Source organism: Alteromonas sp. 14N.309.X.WAT.G.H12 (assembly GCF_036697315.1).
Classification (GTDB): Bacteria; Pseudomonadota; Gammaproteobacteria; order Enterobacterales; family Alteromonadaceae; genus Alteromonas.
This window is the reverse complement of record NZ_JBAHZB010000089.1, coordinates 1-14,064: the sequence shown is the minus strand read 5'-3', so window position 1 is coordinate 14,064 and position 14,064 is coordinate 1. Positions and strand designations below refer to the sequence as shown.

Sequence of the window (14,064 nt, the reverse complement as noted above, 5' to 3'; positions counted from 1 at the left end):
TGACTCATAGACGTTTATGGCTGTGATTTACTGTACCGCTATGATCTCACATCGGGGACTTATTCGCATCTTCCCTATCAAATGGGCAATCTATACCAACTAGTGGTAGAGTTTTAATGTTTAAAGTTGAATTGCACGGGGGTACCGCAGTTTTTTATAATGAATTATCAAATGGTACACCAGAAGCGATAAAATCCTTTGATGGAAATGAGAGTGCTTTGGATAGACGATTCAAGCATGAAATAGTCGAGGGCGAAGTATATTACTTTTCGCTCTCGGGTGGCTCGAAGGCTTTTTATAAATAGTAATAATGGCGGTTCATTTCAGAAGTGCCATTTGCTCGCATGCAAATTTAACTGAATTTGTCATGCCCGCTATTAGTTCTTCTATCGTGTGTTGTTCGAGGAAGTCACTACCCTTGAATACGAAGTTTAATTTTAATGGAATTTTTGTAGAAAACTTTTCTGGAAAGACGACTTTGTCTGGATAAACAATAGGTTTCATGAGCAAAGCAAACTGCCTTAAATCTATTGACCAGACGAAGTGTTTGGAGAGAGACGAGCCTAGGTCCAGAATATTAAACTCACCATTAATTTCTTTTGGAAACATATAGACAGATTTTTTTATGATATCTAAGTCGATATTGGAAATACTAGCGTAAGGCAAAAGAGCTCTATGTTTGTCGGCTACATCCAAGTCGTGAACATTGCATAAATAGCTATCCCCGCCCTCTCTGAATGGCCTCAGTTTTATAATGAGATCTCTAAGATTTTTATCAATCCGCTCAAAAAAACCTTTGTTTAGCTTTTCATTCATCTCCTTTTCAGTTTTGAAAAAGGGAAACATGACTTTTCTTTTCTCATAGTCATTCATTGCATATTTATTGGCAACTCGCCAAAATGACTGCTCTAAAGCTACCCGCAAGTTATGTACAATGTCCGCTGATATAGTACATGCAAGCTTGGCATTATCTTCATGCTCGACGACCATTGTATAGCCCAAAGCTTGGTAGTCACCTTCGGATTCGAAGAAAAATTGGTAAGTAAAGGGTGGGTTTTCTAAAAAGTGCTTCTGTAATTCTTCTAAATGAGTTTGTGCCCTTTGAATCTTATATGCGCTTTCGTCCATGGTGCCAACTATCTTTTATGAAAGTAATAATAATAGTATGCCAAACTGACCGGCGCAATATGCCAAACTGACCGCGCAGCTACACTATAGCCCAGATACAACAAAGCCCCTAAGGTTTTAGGGGCTTGTAGGTATTTGGCGGAGAGAGAGGGATTCTCTGACCGAAATCTATAGGCCACAGAACTCGCGCCTTCGAGTCCGTATGGTTATAATGTGACAGAGTTTTGTGACAGAGTAAAGTGTTAAATTTCAATAGAGTTTGGATGGCTATTTTCGGTATCACAAAAGTTAGGAAAATCCACGCGAATGCCTTTAAGTTGAGTTTCACACTGTAAATGTACACATTTTTTATTATTTATTAATAGGAAAGCGCATGGGTTTAATAACCAATCTACTAATGGTGGCATACAACTCAACGAGATGATTTTAAATATCACCCCTACCCAGCATCCATCAATAAAAAGAGGTCACTATCTTTATACTTGTCTACTTAAACAACTCTGAACAGTTCTAGTTTTATGCACCAATATTGTATATAAATCCCAAGGTTTAAAATCATCTTGCAGACGAACATTGATCCAAAATTAAAAAAACGGCGCATTTTAACATAATTCCCTAACAACTCCCTGCCCACAAAAAAATAAACATTCACACCCTTCCCAGCCCTTTAAAAATAGGATTTAAGATACTTATCTCACACAAACCGATTTCACGCTGATGACTTTTTCAATTAATCGTTAACTATAAGTCCAGCTAAGTTAAGTTGACTTAGCAAATATGATTTATTGAAAAAGGAGTTTCACATTATGTTTTATGCATTGTTCAAAATTTTAGGTAAACGCGAGAAAGTACGAGTAAACGTTGATGAAGCAGTTCAACCTGAATTAGAGAAGGCGCTTTCTTCTAAAGCTGTCACTAATTCGCAAGTAGACACATCGAACTTAAAGTGGCTACCACTTAAATACCTGAATTTCGATCTGCTTCCAGTTAAGCCGATAGAACCAGATTGTTTACCCCGCTCGCTCTATGACTACGCTGAAAACAACTCAAGTCGCATTGACCAGTCTCCTATCGAGTTTGTTGCAATCGGCCTTATAGTTTGTTTATCGGCGCTTTTAGGATGTGGCGTAGGTATTAGACCTAAACGCTATGACTTGTTTTGGATTGAGTTCTGTAATTTATGGGCGATGATTGTAGGTCGCCCCTCAGACAAAAAAACACCATGTTTAAAAGCAGGCTACTCTCCACTCAAACACCTTCAACAAATTTCCGATGCTAATAAATTCGATTTCGATTTAAATGATGCAACTTATGAAGCAGCTTGCATCAAGGCTCAGGCGAACCCCAAGGGCATATTACTCTTTAGAGACGAAATATCTGCTTGGCTAAATTCACTTGAAAAGACTGATAAAGCTTATGAGCGAGCATTCTATCTTGAAGGATATAGTGTCGGACCGTATCAGCAGATTAGGGTTACAAGAGACCAGGTTAAGATAGACAAGTTAACAATCTCAATACTTGGTGGAATTCAGCCTACAAAGTTATTACAAATGCTCCATTCACGGTCAGATGGCTCGAATGATGATGGACTTTTTGAACGCTTTCAACTGGTTGTATTTCCTGATTCAGCTGGAAAATATAGAGACATTGCTCCGAACTTGAAAATTAGTAGAAAGGTTGAGCAAATTTTTATTTTGCTTTCAAAAGTGGGTGACCCTCAAAAACCTCTAGAGTTTAAGTTTGATGAAGCAGCTCAAAAAATTTGGGACGATTGGGCATCAAAATTCAAAGATGATTCAAATAACTGTGATGAAGAGGAACAATCTGTTCTAGGCAAATATCCGGCGTTGTGCGCAAAACTATCTATGCTTTTTCATCTTGTCTCTGAAGCTGAAAAACACGGTGAATCAGTAGGTTTTAAACCTAAATTAGAAGTTTCAAAAGAGTCTATAATTATGGCTTTAAAATGGTTGGAAATTTTGTGGAGTCACAACCGCCGGATTCACCATTTTAGTCAAAATCACTCGCACTCAGATAAAGCAAGTCTATTTTTAAAGCGACTCAAGATGGTTAAAAACGAGCCGTTCTCACTTCGAGACGTTTACAGAGGTGGAATGACTGGCATGAAGACCGCTGAACATGCTAACCAAGGCGCTCAAGAGCTTGTAAATCGAGGGTATCTACAATCTGTTACACAGAAGTCGGCTAACAACAAAGTGAAAACAATGTTTTACCGGCACCCAGATCTACTCAAACCTATTAAGTTTTGAATGTATAAAATGTTCACCGAGTTGTGTTTTTAAATGCAGTGACAGAGGTGACTATGGTGACAATTTAAAAGATAAGTCATCACAGTCACCTCTGACACTGCCCCTATTAGGGGTTAGTATTTGTCTGTTTTTTTTAAAGAGTATATCGTCTCCGTCCGGTAATCCCCACGTTCAATTCATAAGTTAACTATGGCATGGTTAAGGAGAATGGCCATGCAGCAACATCAACGAAGAGCAGTGCAAGACTGGCTCAATTTATTTGACCAACAAAAGCAATGCGGACTCACTGCCGTGGAGTTTTGTCGCCAGCAGCAGATTAACGTTCAAACCTACTATACTAGGCGTTGTGATATTCGGCTTCAACGAACAAGCAGCAAGTTCGTTCAGGTGAAGCGTGAAGTCACGAAGGTAGAGTCATACACCGAGGAAATGGGTGGCGAACTTCTCCTGCAACTTGGAAACGCCCAACTTAGCGTACCAACAAACATCAGCCCACATTGGGTTGCCGCCGTAATGAAGAGATTGGCCGAATGAAGATGTTCGTTGAGCCTGCCGATATTTATTTATACATGGATATTGTCGATTTCCGTAAATCGATTAACGGCTTAATTGTAGTCGTTGAGCAAGATATGAACCTAAATCCGTTTCGCGATGCAGTGTTTGTGTTCTGCAATAAAAAGCGCGATAAGCTCAAAATACTCTATTGGGATAAATCGGGCTTCGCCTGTGGTACAAACGACTCGAGAAGCATCGGTTTAAATGGCCTAGTGAAATGAAGTTGCAACAACTACACGTGAACGAACAGCAGTTACAGTGGCTGCTATCGGGTTCTGATGTGTAGTAGTGTGATTACCAAGGGATTATGTCGGTCTAATTACGATAATAGGTTTGGACTTCATCTGACAGAAAGGGATCTAGTATTATTCATGGACTGCATAAGACAAGGAGCGGACGTTCAGGCCACGCGGTTCTTGATTCCGGTATGTGCCAATGTGCAGATCATCATTCGACCTTGATTGAATTGGTGGTAATTGTAGTATTCCGTACAATCAGCTTCTTATTGGTGAATACGCAATTCAGTAATCATTTTCAGTTGTTTTGAATTTCCAGACGAAGAGCACCGTATTTTCTGCAATACGGTGCCCAACAATCACACTCTGGTTAATTTGGAGTGCATCATCCGATACAAAATAGGCAAAACCACCAATGTTAGAATGGTGGACGAGATGATCCCGCCAATCACCACCGTTGCAAGCGGTCTTTGCACTTCAGCGCCAGTCCCGACATTAAGTGCCATGGGAATAAAGCCTAAGCTTGCTACCAGTGCTGTCATCAAAACCGGACGCAATCTTGTGATAGCTCCGTCAACGATTGAGTTAATTAAGTCACCTGTTTCTAGTACTCGCTGTTTAATAAATGACAACATCACTAGGCCGTTTAGTACCGCAATACCAGAGAGCGCAATAAATCCGACTCCGGCAGATATAGACAATGGCATGTCACGCATCCAAAGCGCAAAAACACCACCTGTTAAGGCTAAAGGCACGCCAGTGAAGATGATCAAGGCATCACGAAATGAGCCAAACACCACCACGAGTAACACAAGTATCAGAAAAAGCGTGGCAGGCACCACGATAGCCAGTCGCTGACTTGCACTTTCAAGCTGCTCAAACGTGCCGCCATAATCCAGCCAGTAGCCTGCTGGGAGTGAAACCTGTTCGGTTATTTTGATTTTTGCTTCGTCAACAAAGCTCCCTAAGTCGCGTTCTCTGACATTGGCGGTAACCACGACTCTGCGCTTACCGTTTTCTCTACTGATTTGATTGGGAACAGACGAGTAAGCCAGCGTAGCGACTTCTGATAACGGCACAAATTCCCCATCCGATGTAATGATAGGAGTGCTGCCAATGGCATCTAAATCTGTGCGGATACCTTCATCAAATCGCACAAGCAACTCAAAGCGTCTATCTCCCTCAAAAATTAAGCCAGCAGTATTACCACCGATAGCTGACGCCAACCACTCCTGCAAATCGGCCATGTCCAATCCATAACGTGCCAACTCGACTAGCTTAGGGTTGATAGTGAAGATAGGGATATCATCGACCTGCTCAAGTCGTGCATCCGCCACGCCGTCAATTGATTGCAAAACCGTTAAGATGTCGTTTGCAGAGGCAACAAGCGTGGTTAAATCATCTCCGAAGACTTTTATACCAAGGTCAGCCCTTACCCCACTAATCAACTCGTTAAAGCGCATTTGGATAGGTTGGGTAAACTCATAGTTATTGCCTGTCACCGCTTGTAAATCTCGCTCAAGGGTTTCCACGAAATCAGCTTTTGATAGGTTAGGATCAGGCCACTGCGCTCGTGGTTTTAGCATCACAAAGGTATCGGTTACGTTGGGCGGCATCGCATCGGTAGCTACTTCTGCGGTACCGGTTTTTGCAAACACTGTGAGTACCTGTTCGTATTCCATCAAGGTAGATTCAAGTGTTTTTTGCATTGCGACGGCTTGTTCAATACCTGTGCCCGGTATTCGCATGGCGTGCAGTGCGATGTCTCCTTCGTCAAGCTGGGGAACAAACTCAGAGCCTAATCGCGTTGCCAACCAAAAGCTGCCCACTACCAGCACGACTGAGCCGACAAGCACTATCCAGCGTAATTTCAGTGCAAGGTGAATGATGGGGCGATAGGCTGACTTGGCTGCAACAATAATGAAGCTTTCTTTTTCACTGACTTTACCGCCCATAAACATCGCGACTGCCGCTGGTACAATAGTAATGGAGAACAGCATCGCTGCTATCAGCGCCATGATGACCGTTGCCGCCATTGGCTGAAACATCTTGCCCTCAACCCCTGTCAATGAGAACAGCGGGATATACACCACAGTAATAATCAATACACCAAACAAGCTAGGACGAATGACTTCATTGGTCGCTTGAAAAACCAGTTCTAGCCGCTCTTTAAGTGGCAAGACTCCGCCTGTGCGTTTCTGAGACTCGGATAACCGCCTGATACAGTTCTCTACGATGATCACCGCACCATCGACAATTAATCCAAAGTCCAATGCGCCAAGGCTCATTAGGTTGGCAGACACACCGGTATTAACCATCCCTGTAATGGTCGCCAACATCGCCAGCGGTATAACTGCCGCAGTGATGAGCGCGGCGCGAATATTGCCAAGCAATATGAACAAGATCACTATGACTAATAACGCACCTTCTACTAAATTCTTCTGAACCGTTTCGATAGCTTTATCGACCAATAGGGTACGGTCATAGACTGGCTCAATGACAATACCATCAGGTAAGCTGGATTGAATGTCCTTCACCTTTTTGGCAACGGATTGAGCAACGGCTCGTGAGTTTTCGCCGACTAGCATCATTGCCGTACCTAAAACGGTCTCTTCACCCTCCTGCGTTGCCGCACCAGTTCTCAGCTCCTTACCAATAGCTACACTGCCAATGTCTTTCACCGCAACAGGGACAGTATTAATGCGTTTTATTACCACATTTTCTATATCGCTAAGTGTCTGTAGTTGACCTTGTGAGCGCACCAGTATTTGTTGCCCATTTCGCTCAACAAACCCCGCTCCCTGATTGGTGTTGTTTCGCTCCAGCGCACGATGGATATCACTTAGACCAATATCAAAATTCAGCATTTTCTGTGGTTCAGGATTCACATGATATTGTTTTACATACCCACCAATGGCGTTGACTTCAGTGATCCCTTTAACCAGTGCGAGCTGCGGTTTTACGATCCAGTCGTGTATCTCGCGAAGCGCCATTGCATTGTACGGCTCACCGTTTTTTTGCATGGCATTTTGCTTGGCTCGCAAGGTATACATGTAGATTTCGCCCAACCCAGTAGCGATAGGTCCCATTTCAGGCTCTAACCCTTCTGGTAGCTGACTTTTGATTGCGCCTAATCGCGTATTGATGAGATTACGCGCAAAATACAGATCAGTGCCTTCATCAAATACCGCTGTTACCTGAGACAGGCCGTAGCGTGATAAAGAGCGGGTGTAGGACAGGTCAGGTAATCCCGCCAGTGCTGTTTCTACTACGAATGTGATCCGCTGCTCGGTTTCCAAAGGCGAATAGCCCGGTGCTTGTGTATTGATTTGCACTTGCACGTTAGTGATATCGGGTACCGCATCGATAGGTAATTTTTGATAACTGAATATCCCCATGCCCAGCACAAGGAAGATCAACATCAGCATTATCCCTCGTCGCTCTATGGATAAACGTAATATGGATTCAATCATGTGTTCGTCCCCCAATAACTGAGACGCATGACCAAGTAAATAGCATTGAGTTATTAGTGGTCATGACCGGCCTCCGACTTTTCTAAATCGGCTTTAAACAGGTAGCTGTTCTGGCTGACAATCACATCTGCAATGTGCAGACCTGATAACACTTCAATATTGTAGTTATCTTGTTGACCTAAGGTAACGGGCACGGGACGGTATTCATCACCTTCTTTGACAAACACGACAGAAGCCCCTTCAAACTCTTGAATCGAAGCTTTAGGCACCATCATGGCGACATCAAGTTTGTTGATTGTGACAAGCCCTTTGATAGCCGCGCCAACCGGCCACTGACCTGAGGTATTAGCTATTTTGGCATACGCCAATACATACGGTTTTTCATCTGGCGAGGGTAAGATATGCTGGATAGTGGTTTCTAACGATGAGCCTGCCACACTAAGTTGAACACTTTGCTGCTCTGCAATATCAGAGAGCTGTTGTGGGAAGACTTTAAGCTGTGCCCACACGTCATCATAGTTTGCGATTGAAAATAACACTTGGCCATTAGATAACTCGCCTTCATTGGCATGTCTGGCAATCACGGTGCCTGAAAACGGCGCGGCAACGGGATAACTTTTCAGGCTTTCGTTGGATTCAACTACCGCCAGTGTGTCGCCTTTTTTAACTTTTTTACCTAAATTTGCATTGACCTTGGTCACCATACCGTCGAATCGTGCACGCACATGACTCAGTGAAGCAGGGTCGGTCACTATATTACCATATACTGTGGTGGTGATATTAAGTTGACCGGCATTAACACTTTGTGTCACCACGCCCATTTTTTGCGCCATGCTGTCAGGCATGAGTACGCGTTCATCTTTATGGGCTTCCTCTTTACCATGCTCGCCTTCTGATGCTTGTATTGTGGTGCTTGATAAAAATCCCAACGCACTGCAAACAATGAAAACTAACAGAGCGTTTTGCTTCTTATTTAATATATTTTTGTTCATTTTGTTTTTCTCGAAAAAGAGGTGTTGATCGTATCCACAAGTGGCTGTGCAGTCAGTGATTCGATATCTGCACCGCGCTGATGAGCTTGCTTCGCTGATTGAATTAAGGCTTGTTTGGCATTGAGTAGTTCTTGACGTGTACTCACCCATTCAAGGTAGCTGAATCGACCGTTGATATAGGCTTGTTCTACTAATTCCAGCGCTTGAACTAAGGGTGGGATAATAGAGTTTTGCAGTGTCTGTACATTGAGCAACGCATTGTTTCTGACCATCAAGGCCATATTTAGCTGATGGTATAGGTTTTGCGTCGCTGACTCTTTTTGTTGTTCCAGCTGTGCCTGAATTGCCCGCTGCTTTTGGTACTCGCCAAGATTTCGGTCACCGGCAAACAGAGGCATACTCACGCCTGCTACAAAGGCTGTTTCATCTATGCCATTCATGCGCCTGATACCGGCCGTCCAGCTTAAATCCGATTGATTAGCTGCTTGAGTAAGGCGGACTTGAGAAGCCTGCAATCTCGATTCTTGTGCATAGACCTCAAGATTGGGACTGTCCAATAATGTGGTAAAAAGCGCGGTTAACGAAGGAGACGATTGCAGCGCAAATAAGTCACCCTCAACATAGGTAAAAGTGGGGTCTTTCTCCCCCCACATAATAGCCAGACTATTTATCATGGCTTGCTTAGTTTGCTGTGCCGTCACCACATCCAATCTAGCTCTTGCTAAAGCTGCTTCAGCGCGTTTCTGTTCAAATGCAGGGGAAGCACCTGCATCCACGCGTTTTGTGACTGCTTGATAGGTATATCGAGCAAGTGTTTCTGCATCTTTTTGCGCGTCAATTAACGCTTGTTGCGCCAATACATCGATGTAACGACGTGTCACTTCAGCCAGTACATCCAAGGTGTGCACTTGTTTTTGCGCTTCGACTAAGGTGGATTGCGCCTTAGCAAACGCCTTACGTGAGTTGAGTTTATTGCCCAATTCAATGACCGACGACAATGTGAGAGTCAACTCGGTGTCCTTAATGCCAGAGACCTCGCCTGTTCCTAAGAAGTTTTCCATTTCAATGCCTACGTTGAGGGCTGGTTTGAGAGAAGCAGTTTTAATTTCTCCCTCAATCGCTTGTTGCCTATATGTGAACTCATGCAACTCGGGTGAATTCGCTAATGTTCGCTGTATGGCGCTTTGCAAGGTCATTTCTCGATTGGTGATACTGTTTGTTTGTGCTACTACCACGGTGTGTGTTGTCAAAAGGACAAGCATCGTGGAAATCACCCAAGCGTGCACACGCACAGGGCGACTCAATGAAAAATGCATCATTGTTTTATTCCTAAATTATCAAAAATATATATATCGCCAAACTGTTGGCGAACGGTGTTTGATTAGTTCAGGGTTATGCTTTAGGTGGGCGTAGTAATTGCGTGATCGGTGCATCTATTACTTTTGATAAGTAATAGAAATTGTGATGGGTGGCAACAGAATCGAGTTCGATACCATTGGTGCTTACAATCCATTGGGCATGGGTTCCGTGACAATGGCCACAGTGGTGGCAATCAGCAGGATTGTGAGATTTATCTACGGGGACGTTATCAGCATCAGGTTGTTCGCTAGATTTTAGTTGAACCTGCGCATGTTCAGTAGCGATGTTATCGCCCAATTGATGTTCGTGTATTTCATTTAGATGTTGTGAGTCGACAGTATGAGAATCCAATGTATTGGCGACAGCAGAAAACGACTGAAACAAAATCAGCGAAATCAGCAGGTAACTTGTCACCCTTACACTAAACATATCTATCTACTCTCATCTTTTTCATATTAACAGGTAATCGAACTAAGACCAATCGACCAACCTAAACAAAGTATTTCAATCATTACATTACTCATCACGACAATCTTCATTGGCAAATTCAATTTCAATGGTAGTGTGCACAAAATCAAACTCATCAAGACCTTGGCGAAGTTCGTCTTTAAGTGTTCTCAATTGAGAAACCGAAACATCTTGTTTCAACTCCACATGTGCCGTCATGACGCTATGTTCACCGTCCAAAGACCAGATATGAAAATGATGTATATCCGCCACATCATCAAATGACATGAGTACTTTACGCACTTCCTCCATCTGCTTAGCATCGGGCGTGGCTTGCAAGAATAACAATAAGGTTTCTTTTAGATTTCTAACAACATTGAATAAAATGAATAATGTGAAGCCAATAGATAAAATTGGATCTAAAATTGGCCATGGCTTAAACATCAGCACAATCGATACGATCAGCACTGCCACCCAACCCAATACATCTTCAAGCAAATGCCAGTTTAATATACGCTCGTTTAAGGAATTCCCTTCGCTAAGTTTATAAGCAGCAAATCCATTAACGGCGATGCCAAAAATTGACAGGAGTAACATGCCTTCGACTTGCGGCATTTCGGGTGCTGAAAGCCTTGGGATAGCTTCGAATAAGATCCATATTGAGCCAGTCGTTAACACTAACCCGTTGATCAATGCACCAAGAAGAGAAAAGCGTTTATAGCCATAGGAAAATGTATTGGTTGCTTCTTTATCACTGAGTTTATTTAAGCCCCACGCGGTGCCAATGGATAAACTATCGCCCAAATCATGCACTGCGTCGGCCATAATAGCTGTGCTGTTTGTCAGCCATCCACCGATAAATTCAATGATAGTGAATACGACATTCAAGAAAAATGCCCAGCCAATGCGTTTTGATGCGCTGTTATCACTGTGACTGTGGTTATGATTATGCATGGTTGATTTTATCCAATATCGCTTGATTTTCAGCACTGATTGGTAGTCGCTTAAAGGGGCTGATGTCAGTGCCGCCTGTGTTTCCTTTAGGTACAAGGCCGATAGCTGTTTTGGTTGCAGCACCAACTATTCTTATTACTTGTCCAAAAACGACTCTCCAATCTTTTTTTAGAAGACCATGTCGCAGCATTTTACAATGAATTAAACAATGATAAAAAGTAGAGTGCTGACCAATTACATGCGCATCCTCCAGCGCTGCAAATGCCTGCCTCTCATTGTTGTTAGACATTGCATCTGAGTAATCTGTTAATTTGGAATCGATATGCGGCTTAACGGCTTTATTGTATGTCATAGTAGATCACCCGCTTTACCTTTCTGTACTTCGTTATTGAGTACTTCCTGCTTGGCGTCTTTTAGGATCATCCACGCTCCGCGCAGCACGACAATCGACACTATACAGCCGATAACCAGATCCGGTACTCTGCTATCAAGCCATACCACTAATACTCCGGCGATGATGACACCCATGTTGGCGATGACATCGTTGGCCGAAAAAATCCAGCTGGCTCGCATATGTACTTCGTCGTTTTTATGATTACGAATAATCACCAAGCATGCGACGTTTGCAATTAGTGCAATGAACCCCATCCCTATCATTAGTGATGAGATAGGCTCACTGCCCAAGAATAACCTTCTGGTAATATCAATGAGAATAATTACGCCCAACAATAGCTGAAAGTAACCACTGATTTGTGCAGCTTTGGCTTTGTGAAGTATAGATTTACCCACAGCATAAATACCTATGCCGTATACAACCGCATCCGCTAGCATGTCCATAGAGTCTGCTATCAAAGCAGTAGAGTCAGCCAAAATACCCACAGTCATCTCAACGAAAAACATCACCGCATTGATGCCGAGCAGCCAATACAGAACCCGTTTTTGTGAGGCATCTTTGATTTCCACTTCACAGCCGCAACCACTCATTATTTAACTCTTATTCCAAATACTGTAGGTACAGTGTAAAGTCTATAGCTAGTATAGAGTCAACAGCACAAAGGCACGTTTATGAAAATAGGTGAGCTATCAAAAAAAAGTGGGTGTTCTATTCAAACGATCCGTTTTTATGAAAAACAGGGGTTGTTTGAGGCTTGCAATCGCAGTGAAGGTAACTACAGAATTTACGACGCCTCATCGTTGAGAGCACTGCGATTCATTAAACAATGTCGCTCATTAGATTTGACCATAATAGAAATTAAACAGCTGTTGGATACAAAAAATAATCCCGATAAAAGTTGTTCTAGTGTGAACAATTTGATCCATCAACATATGGTTGACGTCACGCATCGCATTGCAGAGCTTGAGGAGCTAAAACTTACTCTATCTGAGATGGCCTCGGCATGCACAGATGATAGAAAAGTTAAAGAATGTGGGGTATTGCAGTTGCTTGAAGAGTGATACTTATATCTACAAGTCTTGTAGTTTACGTTTGCCTAAGGTTTCATAATTGTACATGGTTCGCTAATTGATATTAGATAAAGTAACCAATACACAATAAATAGCTATGTCCGCATTTTTGGGCTAAGCAGTCGTTCGACTGAGGTAGGTCGAACGTCTGGTGATCGCTCTTTGTCGCTGCTCTATTGTCAATGTGCCAATGACCGCTTCACGTACGCAGCTGCCCTTCATCAATATAGCTAAATGTCGGCTTCAGACAAGAAACGGACATTCAGTTTCGAGTTTCAATCAGCCGAAGCGTTATCGGTCGATTGGTTTGAATTGGTAGCCGTTTTCTCTATCAATATCGGTGAAGTATCTATGTTTTTGTATTCATAGATGGCTTTTGCTCTTTTAACTAATCTTCTATCCTCTGACAAGATTGCAGTGCAGTATGCTCCCATACCTATATGACCAGCATCACTTCTTACATTTTGAATTTTATTTATGTTCCTGCATTTTTTTTCTGCTTGAAAACCCAATATATCCATAACTGCATTACACCCAATTATGCCAAGGTACAGCGGCCATAACTCATAGCCCTGCTTATCAACGGGATCAAACCCAAAAAACTGATCGCAGCTAATACCAGAACTTTCCATTGATGGTGATATTATGTCCCAAATTTGGGCAACCTGATTTTCCCCAGAAACACCGCCAATAGTTCCTTTTTCATCACCAAACGCAGCTCTGGTCTTTTTAATGTCGTTTCCATTCGAAATCAATTCGTCAACCACCGAATCAACTACAGGTTTGATAGTGGCAACTTTGTTAGTCATTTCTGTTCTGTCAAATGGCAAATCAGATGTTAGTCGTAAAACTTGATCCGCTAAATTATCTGAAAGTTCTTTTAACGGTCCCTCATCTCCACCGCCGTTAACCCACACTTGAAATGGGTCAAATATGGTTTCGTCGAATTCGACGTTGCCTATTGCTTCAATATAGTTCTGATAGTTCTCAATTGGAGTAAGGTCTTCGATCAGTCTTGCTTTACCAGTAATATTCCAATTTTCATCAAGTATGAGATCTAGCATTGTTGCGCCAATGTTGTTTAATACGTCTAAATATTTATCCGGGTCGGAAGCTCGCTTGATTTCTGTAAAGTGTTCCTTCGAATAGACCCATATCACGTCATCTCTTTTACTGAGGTTAATAT

12 protein-coding genes and 1 pseudogene are annotated in these 14,064 nt (G+C 42.6%); 4 read left to right on the top strand and 9 right to left on the bottom strand.

Translation table 11 applies throughout. The features are described 5' to 3' along the window. Positions 1-318: 318 nt before the first annotated feature. Entirely contained in the window at positions 319-1,128 is an 810-nt protein-coding gene (locus V5298_RS16370) for a hypothetical protein (RefSeq protein ID WP_332932507.1), read from the bottom strand. A gap of 806 nt (positions 1,129-1,934) precedes the next feature. Between V5298_RS16370 and V5298_RS16365 the strand changes: the two genes are divergently transcribed. The 3 genes and pseudogenes from V5298_RS16365 to tnpB all read left to right on the top strand — a co-directional run bounded on the left by V5298_RS16365 (position 1,935) and on the right by tnpB (position 4,239). Beyond that, on the top strand, positions 1,935-3,398 hold the full coding sequence (locus tag V5298_RS16365; protein ID WP_332932506.1) for a DUF3987 domain-containing protein: 1,464 nt from the start codon (positions 1,935-1,937) through the stop codon (positions 3,396-3,398). A gap of 189 nt (positions 3,399-3,587) precedes the next feature. After that, positions 3,588-3,932 (top strand): IS66 family insertion sequence element accessory protein TnpA, encoded by a 345-nt coding sequence (tnpA, locus tag V5298_RS16360; RefSeq protein WP_332932505.1) that lies wholly within the window; start codon positions 3,588-3,590, stop codon positions 3,930-3,932. After that, positions 3,929-4,239: pseudogene (gene tnpB / locus V5298_RS16355) on the top strand (IS66 family insertion sequence element accessory protein TnpB). Before tnpA ends, tnpB begins: the two are co-directional and overlap by 4 nt. Positions 4,240-4,548: 309 nt before the next feature. On the opposite strand, the gene V5298_RS16350 reads toward tnpB, so the two are convergent. The 7 genes from V5298_RS16350 to V5298_RS16320 form a co-directional block, all read right to left on the bottom strand. Beyond that, on the bottom strand, positions 4,549-7,662 hold the full coding sequence (locus V5298_RS16350; RefSeq protein ID WP_305442844.1) for an efflux RND transporter permease subunit: 3,114 nt from the start codon (positions 7,660-7,662) through the stop codon (positions 4,549-4,551). A gap of 53 nt (positions 7,663-7,715) precedes the next feature. After that, positions 7,716-8,654 carry an efflux RND transporter periplasmic adaptor subunit gene (locus V5298_RS16345; protein WP_305442846.1) on the bottom strand — a complete coding sequence of 313 codons (939 nt, stop codon included), beginning with the start codon at positions 8,652-8,654 and terminating at the stop codon, positions 7,716-7,718. Continuing rightward, on the bottom strand, positions 8,651-9,973 hold the full coding sequence (locus V5298_RS16340) for a TolC family protein (RefSeq protein ID WP_208805182.1): 1,323 nt from the start codon (positions 9,971-9,973) through the stop codon (positions 8,651-8,653). Before V5298_RS16340 ends, V5298_RS16345 begins: the two co-directional genes overlap by 4 nt. 73 nt (positions 9,974-10,046) lie before the next feature. Next, positions 10,047-10,442: a hypothetical protein gene (locus tag V5298_RS16335; RefSeq protein ID WP_182671361.1), complete on the bottom strand. Its 396-nt coding sequence runs from the start codon at positions 10,440-10,442 to the stop codon at positions 10,047-10,049. Positions 10,443-10,529: 87 nt separating this feature from the next. After that, on the bottom strand, positions 10,530-11,414 hold the full coding sequence (locus tag V5298_RS16330) for a cation diffusion facilitator family transporter (RefSeq protein ID WP_208805183.1): 885 nt from the start codon (positions 11,412-11,414) through the stop codon (positions 10,530-10,532). After that, a complete protein-coding gene (locus V5298_RS16325) occupies positions 11,407-11,766 on the bottom strand; it encodes a DUF3703 domain-containing protein (protein WP_208805184.1) in 360 nt (119 codons plus the stop codon). The genes V5298_RS16330 and V5298_RS16325 overlap by 8 nt, the downstream gene beginning before the upstream one ends. Next, positions 11,763-12,398 (bottom strand): cation transporter, encoded by a 636-nt coding sequence (locus V5298_RS16320; protein WP_305442852.1) that lies wholly within the window; start codon positions 12,396-12,398, stop codon positions 11,763-11,765. Before V5298_RS16320 ends, V5298_RS16325 begins: the two co-directional genes overlap by 4 nt. A gap of 81 nt (positions 12,399-12,479) precedes the next feature. On the opposite strand from V5298_RS16320, the gene cadR reads away from it, so the two are divergent. Continuing rightward, entirely contained in the window at positions 12,480-12,869 is a 390-nt protein-coding gene (gene cadR / locus V5298_RS16315) for a Cd(II)/Pb(II)-responsive transcriptional regulator (protein ID WP_305442854.1), read from the top strand. A 284-nt stretch (positions 12,870-13,153) separates the two neighbouring features. On the opposite strand, the gene V5298_RS16310 is transcribed toward cadR, so the two are convergent. Beyond that, on the bottom strand, positions 13,154-14,064 hold a 911-nt coding region (locus V5298_RS16310), incomplete at its 5' end, for a hypothetical protein (RefSeq protein ID WP_332932503.1).

What these genes read in the sequence shown, in the direction of transcription:
- tnpA (WP_332932505.1), top strand. Translation starts at nt 3,588, where the DNA reads ATGGCATGGTTAAGGAGAATGGCCATGCAGCAACATCAACGAAGAGCA.
- cadR (WP_305442854.1), top strand. Translation starts at nt 12,480, where the DNA reads ATGAAAATAGGTGAGCTATCAAAAAAAAGTGGGTGTTCTATTCAAACG.
- V5298_RS16345 (WP_305442846.1), bottom strand. Translation starts at nt 8,654, where the DNA reads ATGAACAAAAATATATTAAATAAGAAGCAAAACGCTCTGTTAGTTTTC.
- V5298_RS16365 (WP_332932506.1), top strand. Translation starts at nt 1,935, where the DNA reads ATGTTTTATGCATTGTTCAAAATTTTAGGTAAACGCGAGAAAGTACGA.
- V5298_RS16330 (WP_208805183.1), bottom strand. Translation starts at nt 11,414, where the DNA reads ATGCATAATCATAACCACAGTCACAGTGATAACAGCGCATCAAAACGC.
- V5298_RS16370 (WP_332932507.1), bottom strand. Translation starts at nt 1,128, where the DNA reads ATGGACGAAAGCGCATATAAGATTCAAAGGGCACAAACTCATTTAGAA.
- V5298_RS16320 (WP_305442852.1), bottom strand. Translation starts at nt 12,398, where the DNA reads ATGAGTGGTTGCGGCTGTGAAGTGGAAATCAAAGATGCCTCACAAAAA.
- V5298_RS16340 (WP_208805182.1), bottom strand. Translation starts at nt 9,973, where the DNA reads ATGATGCATTTTTCATTGAGTCGCCCTGTGCGTGTGCACGCTTGGGTG.
- V5298_RS16335 (WP_182671361.1), bottom strand. Translation starts at nt 10,442, where the DNA reads ATGTTTAGTGTAAGGGTGACAAGTTACCTGCTGATTTCGCTGATTTTG.
- V5298_RS16350 (WP_305442844.1), bottom strand. Translation starts at nt 7,662, where the DNA reads ATGATTGAATCCATATTACGTTTATCCATAGAGCGACGAGGGATAATG.
- V5298_RS16325 (WP_208805184.1), bottom strand. Translation starts at nt 11,766, where the DNA reads ATGACATACAATAAAGCCGTTAAGCCGCATATCGATTCCAAATTAACA.